24 protein-coding genes are annotated in these 22802 nt (G+C 34.4%); 17 read left to right on the forward strand and 7 right to left on the reverse strand.

The genetic code is table 11. The annotated features are described in order from the left end of the window. Window positions 1–157: 157 nt before the first annotated feature. From G7051_RS16885 to pyrF, 17 genes are all read left to right on the forward strand, one after another. On the forward strand, window positions 158–712 hold the full coding sequence (locus tag G7051_RS16885) for a helix-turn-helix domain-containing protein (RefSeq protein WP_166117341.1): 555 nt from the start codon (window positions 158–160) through the stop codon (window positions 710–712). Window positions 713–759: 47 nt separating this feature from the next. After that, a complete protein-coding gene (locus G7051_RS16890) occupies window positions 760–2406 on the forward strand; it encodes an AMP-binding protein (RefSeq protein WP_166202151.1) in 1647 nt (548 codons plus the stop codon). Window positions 2407–2541: 135 nt separating this feature from the next. Continuing rightward, complete coding sequence (proB, locus tag G7051_RS16895) at window positions 2542–3636, forward strand: glutamate 5-kinase (protein ID WP_166202153.1); 1095 nt, start codon at window positions 2542–2544, stop codon at window positions 3634–3636. A 91-nt stretch (window positions 3637–3727) separates the two neighbouring features. Beyond that, window positions 3728–4978, forward strand: a complete 1251-nt coding sequence (locus G7051_RS16900) for a glutamate-5-semialdehyde dehydrogenase (RefSeq protein WP_166202155.1) — start codon at window positions 3728–3730, stop codon at window positions 4976–4978. Window positions 4979–4981: 3 nt separating this feature from the next. Continuing rightward, the gene (locus G7051_RS16905; protein WP_166202157.1) at window positions 4982–5167 is read left to right on the forward strand and encodes a hypothetical protein; all 186 of its coding nucleotides are present in this window, start codon (window positions 4982–4984) and stop codon (window positions 5165–5167) included. Window positions 5168–5171: 4 nt separating this feature from the next. Then, entirely contained in the window at window positions 5172–6110 is a 939-nt protein-coding gene (locus tag G7051_RS16910; protein WP_166202159.1) for an acyltransferase family protein, read from the forward strand. A gap of 10 nt (window positions 6111–6120) precedes the next feature. Then, window positions 6121–6939, forward strand: coding sequence for a serine O-acetyltransferase EpsC (gene epsC / locus G7051_RS16915; RefSeq protein WP_166117347.1), 819 nt, complete (start codon window positions 6121–6123; stop codon window positions 6937–6939). Window positions 6940–7072: 133 nt separating this feature from the next. Beyond that, entirely contained in the window at window positions 7073–7636 is a 564-nt protein-coding gene (gene efp / locus G7051_RS16920) for an elongation factor P (protein ID WP_166202161.1), read from the forward strand. A 75-nt stretch (window positions 7637–7711) separates the two neighbouring features. After that, window positions 7712–8416 (forward strand): DNA repair protein RadC, encoded by a 705-nt coding sequence (gene radC, locus G7051_RS16925; protein WP_166202164.1) that lies wholly within the window; start codon window positions 7712–7714, stop codon window positions 8414–8416. A 22-nt stretch (window positions 8417–8438) separates the two neighbouring features. Further along, a complete protein-coding gene (locus tag G7051_RS16930; RefSeq protein WP_166202166.1) occupies window positions 8439–9359 on the forward strand; it encodes a hypothetical protein in 921 nt (306 codons plus the stop codon). Window positions 9360–9369: 10 nt separating this feature from the next. Continuing rightward, a complete protein-coding gene (locus tag G7051_RS16935) occupies window positions 9370–10617 on the forward strand; it encodes an NAD(P)/FAD-dependent oxidoreductase (protein WP_166202168.1) in 1248 nt (415 codons plus the stop codon). Between the two features lie 84 nt (window positions 10618–10701). Then, window positions 10702–11019, forward strand: a complete 318-nt coding sequence (locus tag G7051_RS16940; RefSeq protein ID WP_166117352.1) for a metal-sulfur cluster assembly factor — start codon at window positions 10702–10704, stop codon at window positions 11017–11019. Between the two features lie 5 nt (window positions 11020–11024). Further along, window positions 11025–11846 (forward strand): UDP-2,3-diacylglucosamine diphosphatase, encoded by an 822-nt coding sequence (locus G7051_RS16945; RefSeq protein WP_166117353.1) that lies wholly within the window; start codon window positions 11025–11027, stop codon window positions 11844–11846. 245 nt (window positions 11847–12091) lie between these two features. Continuing rightward, window positions 12092–12436: a CidA/LrgA family protein gene (locus G7051_RS16950; protein WP_185154971.1), complete on the forward strand. Its 345-nt coding sequence runs from the start codon at window positions 12092–12094 to the stop codon at window positions 12434–12436. Then, window positions 12433–13125 carry an LrgB family protein gene (locus tag G7051_RS16955; protein ID WP_166117355.1) on the forward strand — a complete coding sequence of 231 codons (693 nt, stop codon included), beginning with the start codon at window positions 12433–12435 and terminating at the stop codon, window positions 13123–13125. Before G7051_RS16950 ends, G7051_RS16955 begins: the two co-directional genes overlap by 4 nt. Before the next feature lie 176 nt (window positions 13126–13301). Further along, the gene (gene prfA, locus G7051_RS16960; protein ID WP_166117356.1) at window positions 13302–14387 is read left to right on the forward strand and encodes a peptide chain release factor 1; all 1086 of its coding nucleotides are present in this window, start codon (window positions 13302–13304) and stop codon (window positions 14385–14387) included. A 122-nt stretch (window positions 14388–14509) separates the two neighbouring features. Next, entirely contained in the window at window positions 14510–15334 is an 825-nt protein-coding gene (gene pyrF / locus G7051_RS16965; protein ID WP_166202170.1) for an orotidine-5'-phosphate decarboxylase, read from the forward strand. 79 nt (window positions 15335–15413) lie between these two features. Here the strand turns inward: pyrF and G7051_RS16970 are convergent, their stop codons facing one another. The 7 genes from G7051_RS16970 to G7051_RS17000 all read right to left on the reverse strand — a co-directional run bounded on the left by G7051_RS16970 (window position 15414) and on the right by G7051_RS17000 (window position 22671). Beyond that, the gene (locus tag G7051_RS16970) at window positions 15414–16577 is read right to left on the reverse strand and encodes a cytochrome d ubiquinol oxidase subunit II (RefSeq protein ID WP_166202172.1); all 1164 of its coding nucleotides are present in this window, start codon (window positions 16575–16577) and stop codon (window positions 15414–15416) included. Between the two features lie 35 nt (window positions 16578–16612). Next, window positions 16613–18160 carry a cytochrome ubiquinol oxidase subunit I gene (locus G7051_RS16975; RefSeq protein WP_166117359.1) on the reverse strand — a complete coding sequence of 516 codons (1548 nt, stop codon included), beginning with the start codon at window positions 18158–18160 and terminating at the stop codon, window positions 16613–16615. 40 nt (window positions 18161–18200) lie between these two features. Beyond that, entirely contained in the window at window positions 18201–18428 is a 228-nt protein-coding gene (locus tag G7051_RS16980) for a DUF4492 domain-containing protein (RefSeq protein ID WP_370521862.1), read from the reverse strand. Between the two features lie 230 nt (window positions 18429–18658). Then, window positions 18659–18961 (reverse strand): DUF3467 domain-containing protein, encoded by a 303-nt coding sequence (locus G7051_RS16985; RefSeq protein WP_166117360.1) that lies wholly within the window; start codon window positions 18959–18961, stop codon window positions 18659–18661. Window positions 18962–19085: 124 nt separating this feature from the next. After that, window positions 19086–19526, reverse strand: coding sequence for a YbaN family protein (locus tag G7051_RS16990; RefSeq protein WP_166202174.1), 441 nt, complete (start codon window positions 19524–19526; stop codon window positions 19086–19088). Between the two features lie 159 nt (window positions 19527–19685). After that, on the reverse strand, window positions 19686–21089 hold the full coding sequence (locus G7051_RS16995) for a peptide MFS transporter (protein WP_166202176.1): 1404 nt from the start codon (window positions 21087–21089) through the stop codon (window positions 19686–19688). A gap of 34 nt (window positions 21090–21123) precedes the next feature. Next, the gene (locus G7051_RS17000) at window positions 21124–22671 is read right to left on the reverse strand and encodes a peptide MFS transporter (RefSeq protein WP_166117363.1); all 1548 of its coding nucleotides are present in this window, start codon (window positions 22669–22671) and stop codon (window positions 21124–21126) included. Window positions 22672–22802 lie beyond the last annotated feature (131 nt).

Here is a 22802-nt window from a genome sequence, read left to right on the forward strand (position 1 = left end):
TATAAGTGTAAAAAAGTTTTCATTAACTTTGGAAGCAATAAGGTCAAAGACCTGCTCTGGTTCAAAAAAGCATAATCAATGTCAATTGATTACATCTTAATGTTATAATATTTACACCATAGATTACTTATAATCACCATTAAACATACATGTTCTGATGAATGAAGAATTAGTACAAATTGGTCTGCGACTCAAAGGTCTGCGTGATGCACTAGAGCTTACACAAGCCGAATTTGCTGCATCATGCGATATCACACTCGAAGATTATATCGAGTACGAAGCAGGGAGAAAAGATTTTTCGATCAGCTTACTCAAAAAAATTGCGACTCTGTATAACATTGATCTTACAACTCTAATGTTTGACGAGGAGCCTAGAATGAGTAGCTATTCTATTACTCGTAAAGAAAAAGGATTAGCAATCAAACGAGTTGAAGAATATCAATATCAAGCTTTAGCAACAGGTTTTGCGAATCGTAAAGCTGATATATTTGTAGTAACAGTACAACCCAAAAGTGATGACACACCGATTCACCTAAGTACACACTCTGGACAAGAATTTAACCTTGTTTTTAAAGGTAGACTTTTGCTGCAAATTAATGGAAAGGATCTTATTTTGGAAAAAGGAGATAGTCTCTATTTCGATCCGAGCCTACCTCATGGTATGAAAGCGTTGGATGGAAAACCGGTTAAATTTTTAGCTGTAATAGTCTGATCCAGTATACATCTTTAACTGAAATGAGAATATAAATTTCAAAAACTATGTTAGAAAAATTTTTAAACCAAATAGAATTTAAGTCTACAGAGGATTTCAAAAATAATTTTCACGTAAATATCCCTGACAATTTTAATTTTGCCTATGATATTGTAGATGAATGGGCGAAAACCAACCCCACGAAGGTAGCTCTTTGCTGGTCGAATGAAGAAGGAGAACATTTCGATTTCACATTCAAAGATATTAAAGAACAAAGTGATAAAGCAGCCTCATTTTTCCAATCATTAGGCATAGCCAAGGGTGACAAAGTGATGTTGATACTTAAACGCCGCTATGAGTTCTGGTTTGCAATTGTAGGTCTCCATAAAATAGGAGCTGTAGCTATACCGGCCACACACTTACTTACTCCTAAAGATATTATCTATCGTAATAATGCTGCTGATATAAAAGCAATTATTACAACCGATGACGAGCTTATCCGCAAGCATGTAAATAAGGCCTTACCCAAATCACCAACAATAACAAACCTCATAACGTGGGGTGATAACATACCACAAGGGTGGAAAGATTTCCATAAAGGATTAGAGGAAGCTATTCCTTTTGTTCGACCTGAACATGTAAATGACAATAAAGATATTTCGATACTTTACTTTACTTCGGGAACGACAGGCGAGCCTAAAATGGTTATACACGATTACACTTATCCTTTGGGACATATTGTGACAGCCAAATATTGGCATAATCTGAATGAAAACAGTGTCCACCTGACCGTATCTGATACAGGATGGGCTAAAGCTGTATGGGGGAAATTATATGGTCAATGGATTGTTGGAGCAACTGTTGTGGCATACGATCACGAAAAATTTACATCAGTAATGATGCTTGAGTTAATAGAAAAATATAAAATAACCTCATTTTGTGCTCCCCCCACAGTATACCGCTTTATGATTCGTGAAGATTTAAGTAAATATGACTTATCGTCACTTCAATATTGCACTACTGCCGGTGAAGCACTTAATGCTTCGGTTTTTGAGACATTTTATAAAGCAACCGGCATAAAAATGATGGAAGCCTTCGGTCAAACGGAGACTACTCCCACGATTATAACTTTTCCTTGGATGGAACCTAAACCCGGAGCAATGGGAGTTGCCAATCCGGCCTATGATATTGATCTTATCACTCCTGAAGGACGTCCAGCCGAAGACGGTGAATCGGGAGAGGTAGTCATAAAAACCAATGATGGCAAACCTCTTGGCTTATTTATGGGCTATTATCGGGATGAAGCACTTACGAACCAAGTGTATTATGATAATGTATATCATACGGGGGATTCTGCTTGGAGGGACGAAGATGGTTACTTCTGGTTTATCGGCCGTATTGATGACGTTATAAAAAGCTCGGGTTACCGTATAGGGCCATTTGAAGTTGAAAGTGCTCTTATGACTCATCCTGCTGTTGTAGAATGTGCCATAACAGGCGTACCTGACGAAATACGTGGTCAGGTGATAAAAGCAACTATTATACTTGCTGGCGATTACAAAGAGAAAGCAGGAGAAGCACTTATTAAGGAAATACAGGATCATGTAAAAAACGTGACTGCTCCCTATAAATACCCGCGAATTATAGAATTTGTGGAAGAATTACCCAAAACAATAAGTGGTAAAATAAAACGGGCAGAAATACGGAAGCAATAAAGTCTTGAGAAGAAATATAATCCACTTTATAAATACCTGCCTACAGTAATAATAGACAGGTATTTTTTTCATTCGAGATTTTATTAACTTTGTGAGATATCATTAGCAAAGGTCACTGACCTTATTTGAAATAAAATGAAAAAAGAAGATTCGGAAAAAAAGCGGATAGTTATTAAAATAGGCAGTAATGTATTAACCCGAAAGGATGGTACATTAGACGTCACACGTATGTCTGCATTGGTAGATCAGATTGCCGAACTACGTAAATCGGGTATTGAAATTATTCTCGTTTCATCGGGTGCCGTTGCTTCGGGAAAATCGACAATCCGACCGAAATCGAAATTAGACGTTGTGTCAGCCCGCCAATTATTTTCAGCAATAGGACAAGTAAGACTTATTAATCAATACTTTACATTATTTGATAACTACAATATTGTTTGTGGTCAGATATTAGCAACAAAAGAAGATTTTTCGACTCGCAGGCATTATCTCAATCAGCGTAATTGTATGACTGTTATGCTTCAAAATGGAGTTACACCTATTGTGAATGAAAATGATACAATTTCTGTTAATGAGTTGATGTTTACCGATAATGACGAGTTATCCGGATTAGTTGCAACTATGATGAATTGCCATACATTGATTATATTGAGTAATATTGACGGTATATATAATGGAAATCCATCGGACCCTAAAGCAAGTGTAATTCATGAAATAGATCCGAAGAAAGATCAGATAGAAGAATTTATACAAACATCGAAGTCTACATCGGGACGTGGCGGTATGCAAACCAAATACAATATTGCCCGAAAAATAGCAGAAGAAGGCATAGAGGTTATAATAGCCAATGGTAAAAAAGACAATATTCTTTTAAATCTTATTTCCGATCCTAAAACGATTTGTACACGCTTCAACGCTTCTAAGAAAGCAGTTTCGACTGTAAAAAAATGGATTGCTCATTCCGAAAGTTTTGCAAAAGGCGAAGTTCATATTAATGATGGAGCAAAAGAGGCTCTTATCAGTGAAAAAGCAGTCAGTTTACTTCCTGTAGGAATTGTAAAAATAGAGGGTGACTTTGAACCCGACGATATTGTAAAGATTATTGACTCACAAAAAAACCAAATCGGGGTTGGACGTATTGCATTTGATAATAAAACCGTAGAAAAATTGATAGGTAAAAGTAATGAAAAACCGATAATACATTACGACTACTTATATATAGATAAATAGGTCTCAGACCTTTTTATTGCTTAGGCAAGTATAAACAGGCATATTCTGTTATAATCCGAAAGCATATCATTAATATTTTATTCACTTATATATGGACGATACGAAACAGTTATTCGAATCAGCAAAAATAGCAGGCAGAAGCTTACTTCTACTAAAAGAGGAACAAATCAATTGCCTACTAGAAGATATAGCTAAAGAAACAGAAGCTAAAATACACTACATTCTTTCAGAAAATTTAAAAGATCTGCAAAGAATGGATAAAAATAATCCTAAATACGACAGGGTAAAGCTTACCGAAGAACGTATTCTTGGAATTGTTTCAGATATTCGGAACATAATTAGTCTCCCCTCTCCTGTTGGCAGAATACTCGATAAGAGAACATTAAGCAACGGATTACATTTATCGAAGAAAGCTGTTCCGTTTGGAGTTATCGGGATCATATTTGAAGCACGTCCTAACGTTTGTTTTGACGTATTTACATTATGTCTCAAGTCGGGAAATGTTTGTATCTTAAAAGGAGGATCAGATGCCAAATTTTCGAATATGGCTATTGTCGAAATCATAAGAAGTGTACTTGATGATAATGACATTAACCCCAATATATGCACTTTGCTGCCCAATGATAGAGAAGTAATTGATGAATTACTAAATGCCAGAGATTATGTAGATCTTATTATTCCACGTGGAGGTAGTTCTCTTATTAATTATGTAAGAGACAATGCTCGCATTCCCGTTATAGAGACAGGAGCCGGTGTATGTCATACCTATTTTCATAGTGCGGGTAATAAAGAAATCGGTCAACAAATAGTTCACAATGCTAAAACCAGACGGGTAAGCGTATGTAATACACTCGATTGTTTGATTATTGATAAAGATCGTCTAAACGATCTCCCTTATATCTGTGACAAACTAAAAGATGATCATGTAATTATCTATGCTGATAAGTTATCATATGAAGTGTTGAAAGCTCATTATCCTTCTAAATTACTGAAAGAAGCATCAACAGATGATTTTGGTACTGAGTTTCTTGATTATAAGATGGCTATAAAAACTATCAATAACATCAACGATGCTATTGACCATATTTCAAAATACGGCTCTAAGCACAGTGAGGCCATTATAACCGAAGATGAAACGGCAACCATACTTTTTGAATCTCTTATAGATGCTGCATGTGTATATGTAAATGCTTCTACGGCATTTACCGATGGAGCACAATTCGGATTAGGAGCAGAAATAGGTATCAGTACGCAAAAAATGCATGCACGCGGCCCTATGGCATTGCAGGAACTTTGCAGTTATAAATGGATTATCGAAGGTAGCGGACAAATAAGAAAATAGTAAATGAAAAAGAAGAAAAGTCAAGAAAGAGGAAAAATTACTATTCAAGACTATATAAAAGCTGTAAAAAAGGCAGATAGGGAAACTCAATTGGAAACCAGTGTAGGATTCACGGCTATTACCAAAGTACATAAAAGCAAAAAGCTATATAACAGAAAGAATAGTAAGAAAGATTATTTAGAAGATTAATAGAGTGAAGGAAAGAAACATTACTCTGGATTATTTTAAGATACTATTAAGTATACTGGTTGTAATAATCCATCTCCCAATAGTAGATATGCCAACTTCTACTTCAAAAGTTTTTGGAGAAGGTTTCTTGTATTCAATAGGGATTTTTATCTCGTTTGGGTTGACTAAAATTGCAGTTCCCTCATTCTTTATTATCAATGGTTATTTTCTTGATTTTACCGATCAGAAGAAAGTGATTAAGTATATAACCAAAATGATAAAAATTTATGTTGTCTGGACATTATTTTATCTCCCTTTTATGATTGAAAAAGCAAGTATCGGTATGTACCCTTTACTTCTTGCAATGGGATTTTATCACCTTTGGTATCTTCCTGCACTTATAGGTGCTGCTATTGGCATCTTCTTTATAAAAAAATACCTGAACAACAATATTCTGTTGCTGATCATAGCTATTTTACTTTTGGGAATCGGTTACTATATTCAACAGACAAATCCCCATTCAAGCCTAAGAATTTTCATGTATCGAAACTTTCTTTTTATGGGTATACCATTTGTTTTATTGGGTAATTTAATAAAGAGTTTTAATTTTTCTCAATATAAAAGATTAATTCCTATATTACTAATTATCAGTTTGTGCACTCTCTTTTTCGAATCAAGTGTCTATATCTCTAAATATGGAGTGATGCCTAATATTTACATCTCATTAATCATTCTTTGCCCCGTATTAATGATATTTGTTCTTCAAAATAGTAAGAAGAAAGCAATAATGAATGATGATATTGGGCAGTTATCTTCGGCTATATTCTTTATTCATCCTGCTATTTTATTCCTAATACATATTCCAGCACCTAATATTTTTATACTACCTTTTGTCATTATATCCTCTGTATTTCTCTCTTTTGCTATAATACAAGCAAATAAATCTCTCAAAATATTTCTATAAATTAAAAACAATGACCGACTTAAATAAAATTTCTGAATTATTAAATTCAAAATCAAATACTCTCCCAATCAACAAAATAGAACTTGAAGCAATCCTACAAACCATATTTCATCAGTTGCTTTTTCCCATTTGTGACAAGAATTGTACCTCTACATCTGATAATCTTAATTATGTATATTCTGTATTATTAGAAAATATATCAAATCTTATCAATAAAAAGGAGGCCGAAATAGTAGTTGATTCATTTATAACTGAATTACCTGACTTAAGAAACAGATTATACGATGAAGCAAAGTGTTATTTACAAAATGACCCTGCGGCTCGTAGTATTGAAGAAATTATTATAACATACCCCGGATTTTTTGCATTGACTGTATATCGCCTCTCTCACATTCTATACAAGATGCATGTACCTATTATCCCTAGATTATTCTCTGAATATGCTCATGCATCAGTTGGAATAGACATTCACCCAGGAGCACAAATAGGAAATATGTTTTTTATAGATCACGGGACGGGAATAGTTATCGGCGAAACTACAATCATAGGGAACAATGTAAAAATATATCAAGGTGTAACTCTAGGAGCATTGTTTGTTACTAAAGAACTAAAAGATAAAAAAAGGCATCCAACCATAGAAGATAACGTGGTTATCTATGCAGGAGCAACTATATTAGGAGGCTCAACTGTTGTTGGTCACGACTCTACCATTGGAGGAAACGTATGGCTTACAAGAAGTGTTGTCCCCTACTCTTTGGTTTTTCACAACTCTGAAGTAAGAATCAGAACAACTCAGGATTTTGAAGATTCTTTTAATTATACAATTTGAATAGGCTTTTAGCAAAAAGATCTACTATAATCTTTGTATTATTTTTCTATCTTTGCGGTCTTATTGAGAGTTAACTATCTATTCCATTAAGACATAATCGAATAATTATTATATAAAAAACAAAATATATTTTATGGCAACTACTGCAGATATTAGAAATGGTATGTGTATTGACATTGAAGGTCAATATTATGTAATTATTGAATTCCTTCATGTAAAACCAGGTAAGGGAGCAGCTTTTGTGAGAACAAAAATGAGAAACGTAACTACAGGACGTATATTGGAAAGAACATTTAATGCAGGTATAAAGCTAGATGAAGTACGTATTGAAAGACGCGAATATCAATACTTATACAAAGATGACATGGGGTACAATCTTATGAATAATGAGACTTTCGAACAAGTATCTCTTAATGCAAACCAAATAGAAGGAGTAGCTTTTCTTAAAGAAGGTGATACTATAGATGTACAGGTGCACGCTGAAACCGAAACTATTTTGACTGCCGAATTACCTCAAAACGTAATCTTGGAAGTTACATATACCGAACCAGGATTAAAAGGAGATACTGCAACAAATGCAACGAAACCTGCAACATTAGAAACCGGAGCAGAAGTACGTGTCCCTCTTTTCATTAATGAAGGTGAGAAAATAAAAATCAACACTCGTGACGGCTCATACGTTGAGAGAGTTAAGTAATATAAGATTTATGTTTAAGAAAAAATCGTGATTTGGTTAGCTTACCAAACACGATTTTTTTATCTTTATAAACTTATGGATCAATCGAAGCTAAAGCTAAAAATAACAGATTGGGCAGAAGAAGACCGTCCACGGGAAAAGATGCTCATAAAGGGAGTGTCCGCATTGTCTGATGCTGAATTACTAGCTATTCTGATTGGATCGGGTAATAAGAATGAAACCGCTGTCGAACTATCACAACGAATATTATTTTCGGTAAATAATAACCTGAATTCATTTGGTAAACTAAGTATTCATGACTTAGTACAAAACTTCAACGGTATAGGTGAAGCCAAAGCCATTACTATTATTGCGGCGTTAGAATTAGGTAAAAGACGTAAGCTTTCTGATACAGAAAAGCAACAGCTCATACTATTAAGTAAAGATGTTTTTCATATGTTTCAGCCACTTCTTGGTGATTTGAGACATGAAGAAAGTTGGGTATTACTCATGAACCGGTCTAATAAAGTGCTGAAAAAGATTCTAGTCAGTAAAGGAGGAATTACAGGTACAGTTATTGATATTCGCCTTATTATTAAAGAAGCAATTGAAAATTTAGCAACTAACATTGTATTAATACACAATCATCCTTCGGGTAACCCTAAACCAAGCGAAGATGATAATAACATCACACTAAAACTTAAAGAGGCCTGCAAATTACTTGATATATATTTAATGGATCATGTTATTGTATGCGGCAATAGCTATTACAGCTATAGAGATAATGATTGTATATTATAAAATTTAATGAACTAACTATAAAATGATCGCATTAGTAATTATACATAACCACCGTTATGATGCTAATATTCCAAGATTAGATGAAATCTATAAAAGTCGATTTAGTCACATATTTCATTTAGTACCCTTTTATGATGGTGATAGAAGCAATGTTATTGCAATATACGAAAATTCACACTACTTTCAAGGGTATGTAGCACAAGCGTATGAAAGATTAACTTCAGAAGGAAACTTTGACCATTTCATCTTTATTGGTGATGACCTAATCTTAAATCCTCAAATAAATCAAGATAATTATACTACCTATTTTAAAGTAGGAAAAGAAGATTCTTTTATTTCAAGTTTAGATGAATTACATTCTTTAAATTTGTGGTATCATTCTCCCAAGGCAGTAGATTATGATCCTTTTAATGTTCCAGGAGTAGAAGTTAAGAGAGAATTTCCTTCAAAAGAAGATGTCTTAAAAGAATTTGAAAGAAAAGGATTTGAAAAACCCTATTTAAATGCAGATAAGGTCTATGAACTACCTCCACGCTGCAATTATCCTAAAAATTTAAAAGGACTTATCCGTTATAAATTAGATTGTCGTAAAGTTAATAAGCAATTAAGAAAAGGAAGAATAGAATTAAAGTTTCCCTTAATGAGTGGTTATTCTGATATTTTCATCTTACCGGCATCTGATTTCAAACAATTTAGACATTATAGCGGCCTATTCGTTGCAACTAACCTTTTTGTAGAATTGGCTATTCCAACTGCAATGATTATGGCTTGTAAAAAAATATTCACAGAAAAAGACCTTATGGATAAAGGCATAGCCTTATGGACTAAAGAAGACAAGCAGGCATTAGAAGATACATATGAACGATCTTTGGATAAACTCTTCTCCACTTTTCCTTCAGATGTATTGTATTATCACCCCATCAAACTGTCCAGATGGACTTAAAAGACATATTATGAAAATTGCAATTATTGGAACAGGTATATCCGGACTTTCTTTAGCTAATATTTTAAAAGATAAACACGAGGTTGTTCTTTTCGAAAAAGAGCAACGTCAAGGTGGACTTATAAAGTGTGATATTATCGATTCGGTTTTGTTTCATAAAGTTGGAGGACATGTATTCAATTCTAAAAATAAAGAAGTAGCCGATTGGTTTTGGTCACATTTTAACCAAGACTCTGAATTTCTAAAAGTTACCAGAAATGCTAAGATTCTTTTTAGAGATCAAATAATTGGTTATCCCATAGAAAACTACATCTATAATTTCGATAAAAGTACTATAGATACAATAATAGACGAACTTCTTCTATTACAACATAAAGAAAAGCAATCATGGCAAAATTATCCTAATTTTGAGCTGTTTTTAGAAAATACTTTTGGTAAAACTCTTTATGAACTCTATTTTAAACCATATAATAATAAAATATGGAAAGTAGACCTTTCAACAGTTCCTATGTCTTGGTTGGAAGGAAAACTACCAATGCCATACTTAAAAGAAATCATTGTAAGTAATATAACTCGTCAGGAAGAAAAATCGATGGTACATTCGACATTTTTTTATCCAAAAGTTGGCGGATCACAATTTATTGTAGATAGACTTTCTCAAGATTTAGATATACGTACAGGATCTGACATAACTCATATTGAAAAAATTAATAATCAATATACAATAGATAAACAAATAGGTTTCGATAGTGTTGTATATTGCGGAGATATAAGAAAGATGCCCGACTATTTAGAGAGAACTCTTGATGACAAAATTGATTTAAAAGAAATACAGAATTTAAGATCAAACGGCACATCGAATTTACTCTGCGAAACGGACGACAATGACATCTCATGGCTGTACATTCCTGATGAATTCACTAGTGCTCACAGAATAATTTACACAGGTAATTTTTCGCCAGCTAATAATGGAGATAAACAACGAAAAACTTGTGTTGTTGAATTTTCCGGAAAAATGCAATACGAAGACATGATTAGTGAAATAAAAAAACTACCGGGTAATTTATCTCCTATTAAATATAATTATGAGCAGAATTCATATATTATACATAATTTCGAGACAAAAAAACTAATTGACCAAACAAAGAAAATCCTAAAAGAAGAGAATATACATCTTCTGGGGCGTTTTGCTGAATGGGAATACTATAATATGGACAAATGTATTGAAGCAGCTCTAAATTTAGCTAAAACACTATAACGACAAAGGTTTCAGGTCTATTATAATTAGTTATATACCTGAGATATGATAATCGATATTTTAAACTACTTAATTATTAAAAATATGAATACTGGATTATTAAAATTAGAAGAAGACATAGTACGTATGCTGAAAACAGTATATGATCCCGAAATACCCGTAAATATTTATGATCTTGGACTTATCTATAAGGTAGATGTAGATGATGATCAAAATGTAACCATAACTATGACATTGACTGCCCCCAATTGCCCCGCAGCAGATTTCATATTAGAGGATGTACGTTTAAAACTTGAATCTATTCCAGCTGCAAAGAATGTAATTGTAAATCTTACATTCGAGCCCGAGTGGAATAAAGATATGTTGAGTGAAGAAGCTAAATTAGAGCTGGGTTTTCTATAAAAATTATGGCGGAAAGAAATAAAGTTTACTTCCTATCCGACGTACATCTAGGATCAGCCTCACACAATAAGGTTATAGATAATAACGGGGCATTGAGCTTACCTAATACGATCAAAAAAACATCGAAAGATAGCTATCCCAACCATGAGATTGAGAGAAAGCTATGCAGATGGTTTGATATGGTAAAAGAAGATGCTAAAACGATTTATCTTTTAGGGGATATATTCGATTTCTGGTTTGAGTATAAATATGTTGTGCCAAGAGGATTTACACGTGTATTAGGTAAGATCTCAGAGTTAACAGATTCCGGTATAGAAATTCATTTCTTTATCGGAAATCACGATGTATGGGTCACTGATTATCTGGAAAAAGAATGTGGTATGATAGTTCATCTTGAACCATTGGTTCAAGATATATATAACAAAAAATTCCTACTCGCTCATGGTGACGGATTAGGAGATGATTCTAAGTCGTTTAAAATTATCAGATGGGCTTTTCATAACAAATTCTGTCAAAAAGCTTTTGCCTGTTTACATCCACGTTGGGCACTAGGTATAGCCCATCGATGGTCAAATCATAGTAGAGCTACAGGTGGAGAGATACCTTATTTAGGCGAAGATAAAGAACATCTGGTTTTGTTCGCAAAGAAACAACTTAAGGAATCTCCGAATATTAATTTTTTCATTTTCGGACATCGTCACATAATGCTCGATCTGATGTTATCGCAGACTTCACGAATTGTTATTCTTGGAGACTGGATCAGTTTTTTCTCTTATGCTGTTTTCGACGGTGAGAATTTTTCTTTAGAAATATTTGAGGATAAATAGAACAATAATAAGTTCGCAGAACTATTTATTGCTTTGGCTAGTAAAACAGCGATAAACAGTTATCTTCTTAAAATATAGCATTAAATATTTACCTTTACTTAGCATTCTGGAAGCCGATTATCCCCATTCGATAATCGGCTTTTATTATTAAAATATCTCTGAGATTTTACACTAATAAAACGACTTCTATAGCTAATTTATCCTACCTTTGTAGAGTTAATTTTTAGGTATAAGTTAGTATGAAAATGGTTAAAGGAATTTTCATCATTCTCTTATTTTATTTTATAGGAGAGTGTATGAGCTACCTCATTAAAGGGTTTATTCCGGGAAGTATCATCGGAATGATGTTGTTATTTTTATCGCTCTATCTCAAAATCATAAATCCGGAAAGTGTTGATTCAACAGCAAATGCCATAACTAAAAATATGGCAATCTTCTTTATTCCTTCGGGAGCCGGATTAATGAGTTCATTTGGCGTATTGAGCAAATTTTGGGCATCTATTATTATTACCTGCTCAATCAGCACAATTTTAGTTATTGCCGTAGTAGGTATAGTACAACAACAAATGGAAAAAGGGAGGTCGAAATGAGGTTATTAATTGAGAGTCCTGAATTTATTCTTGTCCTTATTTTTGGCAGTTATTTATTCGGGCAATATATCTTTAAAAAGACAAGAATTGCCATACTACATCCTCTTATTATATCCATAGCGATTATCATTCTATTTCTACAAATAACAAAAATGGATTATGAAACATTTCAACGAGGAGGACAATTTGTAAGTTTTCTTCTAGGTCCATCTGTTGTGGCATTGGGATATATTCTTTATCAACAAATGTCTTATCTAAAAGGAAATGTAGTATCCATACTTACTTCTATATTTGTAGGTAGTATAACCGGAATCGTAAGTGTAATTGTCTTGGCTAAAATAACGGGAGCAGATAATGCTTTAGTTATGACCCTCGAACCAAAATCGGTTACGACAGCCATTGCTATGAATATTTCAGCTCAATCTGGAGGAATACCTTCCCTAACCGCTGTTATTGTTCTATTCTGTGGTATATTCGGAGGTATAGTTGGTCCTTTTGTGTTGCGTATTTTAGGAATTAAAAGCAGTATTGCTAAAGGATTGGCGATGGGAGCTTCGGCACATAGTGTAGGAACAGTAAAGGCTATGGAAATGGGTGTAATCGAGGGGGCAATAAGTGGATTGGCCATTGGACTTATGGGCGTAATGACCGCTCTGTTAATCCCCTTTATACATCAACTTCTATCTTAATTCTTCTTCTGAGAGTTTAAATTTAGACATAGGCTAAAGCTAAAAAAGAATAATTAAATACTATTTAGCTAAAAGCTAAGTTAATACTTTTATAAACACATCAGTCAAGTAATAAAAAAGACCTATAGAATAATTTCCTTTTTCTTATCTTTGCACCTGCAAATTAAAAACTGAAAATGAATCAACATTCACTCTTAGATAAACTGGAAGCCTTAGTTATACGTTTCGAAGAAATCGGTAAGTTAATTACCGATCCTAATGTTATATCAGATATGAAACGCTATGTGAAGCTGACTAAAGAATACCGTGATCTTGAAAAGATTGTAAATGCAAGAAAAGAATATATTCAAGTACTAACCAGTATATCTGAGGCCAAAAGTATACTTGACAATGAGTCAGATGCCGAATTACGCGAAATGGCTAAGGAGGAATTAGAAGTAAGCAATTCCAGATTACCTATACTTGAAGAAGAGATAAAGCTTTTGCTCGTACCTGCAGATCCTCAAGATAATAAAAATGCAATCGTTGAAATTCGAGGAGGAACAGGTGGAGACGAGGCTGCAATTTTTGCAGGAGACCTTTATCGCATGTATCAGAAATACAGCGAAACAAAGGGCTGGAAAACCGAAGTTACAAGCCTGACAGAAGGAACTTCGGGAGGTTTTAAGGAAATTATATTTACTGTTTCGGGCGACAATGTATATGGTACGCTCAAATACGAATCGGGGGTTCATCGGGTTCAACGAGTTCCGGCAACAGAAACACAAGGTCGTGTACACACCTCTGCATCTACTGTAGCCGTATTACCTGAAGCTGAAGAATTTGATGTGGAAATAAAAGAATCAGACATACGAGTAGATACCTTTTGTGCATCTGGAAATGGAGGACAATCGGTAAATACAACATATTCTGCCATACGTATGGTTCATATTCCGACAGGGGTAACAGTTCAATGTCAGGATGAAAAATCACAATTGAAAAATAGAGCCAAGGCTTTGATTGAGTTGCGTTCCCGTATATATAATATGGAATACCAGAAGTATATGGATGAGATAGCCTCCAAAAGAAAAACAATGGTTTCGACAGGTGATCGATCTGCAAAGATCAGAACATACAACTATTCTCAAGGACGTGTCACTGATCATAGAATAAATCTGACACTGTATAATCTTGCAGCCATTATGGATGGTGATATTCAACAGATAATAGATCAATTGATTATTGCAGAGAATACAGAACGATTAAAAGAAAGCGAATTATAAGGCCCCCTTTTTGATTACTTGGGTCAGTAGAAATTACAACCGATTGTTGTGATTAAATATTTACTGGTACTTAAGAAATGTAACAACAATTATTTTCGTGAATTTAAAAGATATAAATACCAATGAAAAAACAAGAACTTTTCGAAAACATAAAAAAGAAGCAGTCCTTCTTATGTGTAGGGCTTGACACAGACTTAAAAAAGATTCCTGAGCACTTATTAGATGAAGAAGATCCAATATATGCATTCAATAAAGCAATTATTGATGCAACAGCTCCTTATTGTGTGGCATATAAACCCAATACTGCTTTTTATGAAAGTATTGGTATAAAAGGGATCTGGGCATTGGAAAAAACAATTGAATATATCCGCACTAAATATCCGGATCAGTTTATTATCCTGGATGCCAAACGTGGAGATATCGGTAATACATCTGAAATGTATGCTAAGTCTGCTTTTGAGCATCTGAAGGCAACTGCCATAACAGTTGCACCTTATATGGGAGAAGATAGTGTTAGCCCTTTCCTGAATTATCCTAAAAAATGGGTTATTTTACTTGCTTTAACTTCAAATAAAGGGTCACAGGATTTCCAATTATTAGAGGATTCAAAAGGTGAAAGGTTATTTGAAAAAGTCCTCAAGAAATCACAGCAATGGGGTACTGACGAACAATTAATGTATGTAGTCGGAGCAACTCAAGGATCCATGTTTGCTGATATACGTAAACATGCACCTAATCACTTTCTGCTGGTTCCGGGAGTCGGAGCACAAGGTGGTTCTTTAGAGGAGGTTGTTAAGTATGGAATGAATAAAGAATGTGGTTTACTAGTAAACTCATCTCGTGCTATTATATATGCTGACAAAAGCGAGAGCTTTGCATCGGCTGCAACAAAAGAAGCTAAAAACATACAATCAGAAATGGCGAAATATCTACAAGATATTATCTAAAACCGATTATATTCTATCATAAAACTAAAAAGGAGAACAATATTTGTTCTCCTTTTTTATTCTTCAGATAAATTGTATATCAATAAACGTGACCATCTTCTTTCAAATCCTCACCTTTAAACTTCTTCTTTTCTAGAGATCCCCATGCATATATTATATATGCCAAAACAAATGGAACTAATATAGAAGCATATGACATCGCTACCAAAGTAAATTCACTCGATGACGAATTTTGAATAGTTAAAGAACTTTGCAAATCGGCAGTCGATGGGTAGTAAGCTGTATTATTATATCCTGCAAGCAATAATAAAGTGCATACAGTAATAACAGTGCCCAAACCACTAAACCAAACACCACTAGCATAGTTTTCAGCAATTAGTGTACGAATTATACCATATAATACAAGTAATACACCCAGCAAGAAGAATATCCCTACTACGGGCATTTCTATTAGATTAAGGAAATACTTATAATCTACCAAGCTGACAATTTTGGTTACAGGATCTACTGCAAAACCTTTTGATAAGAATGTCCATATAACAAAAGTCAAAAAGAACACTACAAAAGGAAGAGCATTGTATAATAAGAATTTACGAGAACGTGCAACCAAGTCCTGATCTGCCAATCTATTTATAAAGAATAAGCAGGCAAGAGTTCTCGCCAAGAAGAATACAGCAAGACCTAAACTCCAGTTTCTAAAATTAAGAAGAGCTTCAAGACCATGAAACGGATTTTGCCATTGACTGATAACTAAGCCGGTTACAGTATCTCCTCCCATAATTGTTATATTGCCTTTATTTACTAAAAAGTCGGAACCTGTAAAAAATGTAGCAACTGCTGCACCTAATAAAAAAGTTCCAAATAAACCATTTATAAATAGAAACGACTGATAAGTAGTTCTTCCCCAAGTATTACCGGGTTTCGATTGATACTCATAGGATACAGCCTGAATTACAAAGCAAAGTAATATTAACATCCACACCCAATATGCTCCACCAAAACTTGTTGAATAGAACAAAGGAAACGATGCAAAAAAAGCACCTCCGAATGTTACTAGTGTAGTAAAGGTATACTCCCATTTACGTCCAAGTGCGTTCACTAATAAAAAACGATGTTGATCTGTCTTAGATAATGAAAAGAGCATAGATTGACCTCCTTGAACAAATAATAAAAATACTAAAAGTCCGGCCAACAGGCTTATCAGAAACCACCAATAGTGTTGTAAAAATGAATAATCAAGCATAGTGTTATATTTTATAAATTAAATAGAATCTCAGCTTAATCAGCTTTTGGTCCTTTTTTAATTTGATTCAACATGATACGAATTTCAGCAATTAATAATGCTGTAAACAACACAGCGAATATTATAAAGGTAGTTATTACCGAATTGGCACTTAACGCCGATATGGCAGCTTGTACCGGTAATACATCCTGAATAGTCCAAGGTTGACGACCAACTTCGGCAACTATCCATCCTGCCTGACTACATATATACGCCAATGGCACTGATAGAATTGAAAGCCATAGTAGCCATTTAGTATCTTCCAGTTTCTTTTTATAACTAAAGAACCAAAGTATAGCAAAAAATGCAATAAAGAAACCTCCAATATAAACCATGATGTGGAATGCCCAAAATACCATAGGAATATTAGGAACCAATTGGTCTGGAGTATCTAAGTACCCATAACCAAAGTAAGGATAATTTTCCTTCAATTTAGCTTTATATTCTTGTGCAGCAGTTTCGTTGTTTTCTTTCTTTGCTGTTCTATAATCAGCAAGTGCTTGTATGGCCTGTTTGCCCCGTTCCTGCTTCTGTTCGAAAGACAATGCAACATCACCTGTCTGAGTTGTATAACCACCGTCAATAATATCTTTTATTCCGGGTACAAAAGCATCCATATTCCTATACCCTAATAAAGCCAGTGCATGTGGAATCTCCACTTTAAATATATAAGGGTCAACTCCATCGTTATACGATTTCTTGGCAGGGTTAGGCAGTGCTACAGCAATAAGACCTGCCCCATTCTGCCCTTCATAAAGACCTTCCATGGCGGCTAATTTCATAGGCTGTTTCTGAGCGACCTGATAAGCCGATCCATCACCGGTCATTGCCGTAAGTAATACTGCAACTAATCCGAAGATCGAAGCAACCTTCATACTTTGTCTTGAAAACTCGTGTTCTCTCTTTTTAAGCATATACCAAGCAGATACTCCTGCAACAAATGCAGCACCTAAAATCCAGCAAGAAACTACCGTGTGAAAGAATTTATTGATAGCGACCGGCGATAATGCGACAGCCCAGAAATCATTCATCTCATTTCTCACCGTATCCGGATTAAATTCCATACCTATAGGATATTGCATCCATGCATTAGCTACCAGAATCCAAAGAGCCGATAATGTTGCACCTATGACAACCAACCAAGTCGAAGCTAGGTGCATCCCTTTACTTACCCTTGTCCAACCAAAAAACATAATAGAAATAAATGTAGCCTCCATAAAGAATGCCAACATACCTTCTATTGCTAAAGGTGCTCCAAAAATATCTCCGACAAACCAACTATAGTTAGACCAGTTTGTCCCAAATTGAAACTCCAGAATAAGACCTGTTGCAACACCAATTGCAAAGTTTACTCCGAAAATATTCATCCAAAATTTCGTTGTTTTCTTCCATTGCTCATTACCTGTACGTACATAGGCTGTTTCCATAATAGCCATTATAACGCCAAGACCTAATGTTAATGGAACAAACAACCAGTGATACATAGCAGTCAGAGCAAACTGACCTCTAGACCAATCAACTAATGATGCGTTCAATAATTCCATAAGATAGACATATTTAGTTATTCATATTTTTATTACTCGTTTACTTTCTTTGGATCAATTCTTCCCGCACATAATCAGCCTTTGAGTCTGCATCTTGAAATTTAGAACTAAGAAAATTCGGAAAAAAGATTGGACGCAAGATCAAAAACATAATACACAACTTTATTATAACAAGAATCCAAAGAGTACGACCTAGAGTCATACTTTTGAAACCATCTCGAAACATGGTAAAGAAATTAAATTTTTGCCCACTCTTGTTCATTTTCATTTACATTTAAAAATTAATAAACTATACAGATAAGGCTTACAAAAACCCGCAGTTATCTGATAATAATTACTGACTCACTCTTATCAGTATTTCCACATAAAAATCTGAGGCTCCGGCAATATAAGCTATAAGCAAAGCTATCAACCGGAGCTACAGAATATTTATTTTATATAGATAGATACATCAATTATCATATGCTGATGTATAAGACCAATTTAAACTAATTTGAATTAAGCGTCGCCACCTACAGGGGTAAAGTCTCCTACCGGATTTTCGATATCAATTGCTCCATGAAGTCTCTCGTATTGACTGATATTATCACTCAATGCTAACATAAGCCTTTTAGCATGTTCTGGTGCTAAAATTACTCTTGACTTAACTTTTGCTTTTGGAACACCTGGAACTATTCTAATAAAATCAAGAACAAATTCTGATGAAGAATGTGTTATTATAGCCAAATTGGCATATGTACCTTGAGCTACGTCTTCTGTTAATTCAATTTGTATTTGATTTTCTTGATTCATCGTTTTCATTTTTTATTTTGTAGTAATTTTTTAGTCTTATGATATAGTCTTGTTAACATACCTTACACAAAGAAAAATAAAACTAACATAATGGCAAAATTTTTAGTAGTATTTTACCATATATAATTATAAGTTATTTATATGGGGTATCAACACAATCTATATCATCTGCATTTTCTGTAACTGGCTGTATTTCTTGCAATTCCATTTTAGGTTTTCTTTTTCTTAAAGCAATCAATTGAGCAACTGTACCTATTACACCCAATCCCAGCATTATATAACGCATCTTACTTTCTGAATCGAAGACCAAAAAGGCTGTAATACAAACCATACACCACATCAAGCTAATAGAAAAAAGCCTTGCTTTCCAGCTTAATCCTGTTTCCATCCGCCTAAGGTATTTTCCTGTAAGCTTATTTTCTTCCAACCGTTTATATAGTCGAGGTGAGCTTTTTGCATACAAAGCTCCGGTTAGCAAAATAAAAGGGGTAGTAGGTAATCCAGGTGTAAACAAGCCGCATAACCCTAAAATTAAACTAATAGTACCTAATGTGATAAATGTATATTTTTTCATGATCTATTAAAAACTAAAGACTATTTATAATCTCTATATCTTATTACAAAAATATCAATTCTTCGTTGGAATAGTCATTAGAACATGTTAAATCTTTTATATACAAAAAACCTCTTCTGAAAAATTTCAAAAGAGGTTTTTCTTAAAATTATTGTTATATTATCTTACTCCATGCATCATTCGCAGAAGTATTTTATTCAAGCAGATTAATGCTCCTCCACAAATAATAGCTCCTATGGCCAATACCTGATAAACAGAACCAGCCCCCAGCGAACTTGTTATAGACGAGATCCAACCTCCAAGCAGATTTCCGAAAAATGAAGATAGCAGCCATACTCCCATCAACAAAGATGCTAATTTAGGCGGAGCCAGCTTTGTTACGGTTGACAAGCCTACCGGAGATAAACACAACTCACCAATAGTATGCAATAAATATGTAAAGACAATCCACCACATACTTGCTTTAACGGCTGTATCAGCAATATCTCCCCCTCTTTGATGCGAAGCTCCTACCATAAACAGAAAACCTATACCGAGAAGCATAAGACCGGAACCCATTTTTACAGGGGTAGTTATCTTCTGTCCACTTTTTGAAGGCCAGAACATAGCAAATACAGGAGTCAATAATACTATGAAAAGAGGATTAATAGACTGAAACCACTCAGTAGGAATCATAAACCCACCTACATTTCTATCCAAAAATTTCTCGGTATACAATGTAAACGAAGAACCCGCTTGCTCAAAGCCTGCAAAAAAGAATATGGCAAAAAAGAAATAAATAAATATAGCAATAGTTCTTTGTTTATCTTGAGCAGTAAGAGGCGCTGTTTTGTGTTCAACTACTTGCCCTAGCTCTTCAACAGCTTCTTTTTCCTTTTTATCACCTACGGGTTTTAACCCCAATTCCCCTAAATATCTCTTAGACAATGTATTGAATAAAAGTTGACCGATAAGCATACCTATAGCGGCCGCCAAGAATCCATAACTATAACCATGACTTATAATCTTACCATCCAAGTCTTTTACTGCAAACCAATCATTAGCCAAAAGACCAACTACAAGCGGAGCGAAAAACGCACCAACATTGATCCCCATATAGAAAATGGAAAATGCAGAGTCTCGCTTAGCATCGCCCGGTTTATATAAGCCTCCAACTAAAGTAGATATATTGGGTTTAAAAAATCCATTACCTATGATCAATAGAAGTAAACCCGAGAAAAGCCCAAATTTAGAATGAAGCAAAAACAAGACCATTTGGCCTAGAAACATGGTAAAACCACCGATAGTTATCGCCTTTCTTTGTCCTAGATACTTATCGGCAAGCCACCCTCCTATCAATGGAGTAAAATAAACCAGTCCTGTAAAACCGCCATAAATTAATCCAGCGAAAGATTCGTCAAACCCGATACCTCCTTCTATAGCTGTCTTGGTTAGGTACAACATTAATATACCACGCATTCCATAATAAGAAAATCGCTCCCATAGTTCAGTAAAAAACAGAAGATACAATCCGACAGGATGTCCGAATACAGTTGTATTAGAAGGTAACTTAGTTTCAGTCATAGCTTAAAAATTCTCTAATTTATAATAATTTCTTTTATTTTACTTCTTGCATCAATTTTCTGACAATCGGAGAAACAATCAGAACAATAATACCTACAATCAAAGCATAAATAGCTAATTGTTGATATCCACCCGTATATGAAAGGAGCTTTTCCATTAACGAAGCATTCTCATTGGGATTAGAAATACCTGCACCTATAATACCTGCCAGATATTGTCCGTATGCACTTGCTAAAAACCATAACCCCATCATCATTCCTGATAAATGTTTAGGCGATAAACTGGTTATCATAGATAAACCTATCGGCGACAAACATAGCTCAGCCAATGTCATAACAAAATAAGCACTGGCGAATATATTCAACGATGTTTTCCCATCAGGATCTGCAAATAAACGTGTACCATATAAAATATAATAAGAGCCCGCCAAAAGAAGAAAGCTAATCCCAAATTTAACGACAGTGTTTGGCTCAATTTTTTTCTTATTTAGCCAAACCCATAATAAACCTAGTAGTGGACTGAATAAAATGACAAAAAGTGCATTTGCCCCATTATTTACAATATTAGGATCAATATGAAAAAATAGAAGTGATGTTCTCAGATTCTCGTTTGCAAAAAGAGCAAGAGAACCTCCTGCTTGTTCAAACAGTGCGAAAAATACAATAGACAGAAGAATTAAAATCAATGCTGCCAAGAGCTTTTTTCGAGCTTCTTTTGTTGTAGTCTTAAATAATTGATAAAAGAAATAAAGTAGAGCTGCCGGACCGATTGTATACATAAAAAGATCTGTATACTCAGTGTTCTGAATCATCACATAAATTAATGGAATCGTCAGCAGGGCTATAATATAGACATATAATTCTCTCAGTTTTCGCTTGCTAGGTGCTAAATCCTTTAATGGACTGTCACCAATAGGTCCCAGATGCTTTTTGGTTAGTGTAAAGGTAATTAAACCTAACACCATCACAGCTCCTGCAGCCAAAAAGGCATAACTCCATGAATATCCTTTTCCTAACCAAACACAGATCGCTCCACCAAAAAATGCTCCTACATTTATACCTGAATAAAACATACTGAAACCGGCTTCTTTACGGGCATCGCCATCTTTATACAAGAAACCAACCATAGAAGATATATTCGGCTTAAAGAAACCTGTTCCTACAACAGATAGTGTAATACCTATATAAAAAAAATCGTGAGGTGCTATTGCTATCAGCAAGTTACCCACGATCATCATTATAGCTCCAAATGTCAAAGATTTTTTAAAACCCAGTATCTTATCGGCAAAAATACCTCCTAAAAAAGTAAAAGCATATACAAAGGCTTGTATTGCTCCATATTTCAAGTTGGCTTCTTTTGCATGAAGTGCCAATTGATCGACCATGAAAATTGTGAGGATTCCACGCATTCCATAAAAACAGAAACGCTCCCACATCTCAACTGTAAACAGATACCACAACTGTTTAGGATACTTACCCTCGAAATTTTGAATTTGCTCTAAGGTTAATTCTGCCGATTTTCCATCGGAGTTAGAGTTGTTTGATAGCTCAGACCGACCGAGCTCAGGTTCAGATGATTTCATTATCTAATAATAAATGCTTTTTTATATGACAAAAGTAAAAAAAATAATTGTATCTAATCTCATTTTGTCGTATATTATACTATTTACAGTCAAGAAGCTAATACTTTGTATTTATGGTTCATTCTTTTAAT

Origin of the sequence: Dysgonomonas sp. HDW5B (genome assembly GCF_011299335.1) — a bacterium.
Taxonomy (GTDB): domain Bacteria; phylum Bacteroidota; class Bacteroidia; order Bacteroidales; family Dysgonomonadaceae; genus Dysgonomonas_A.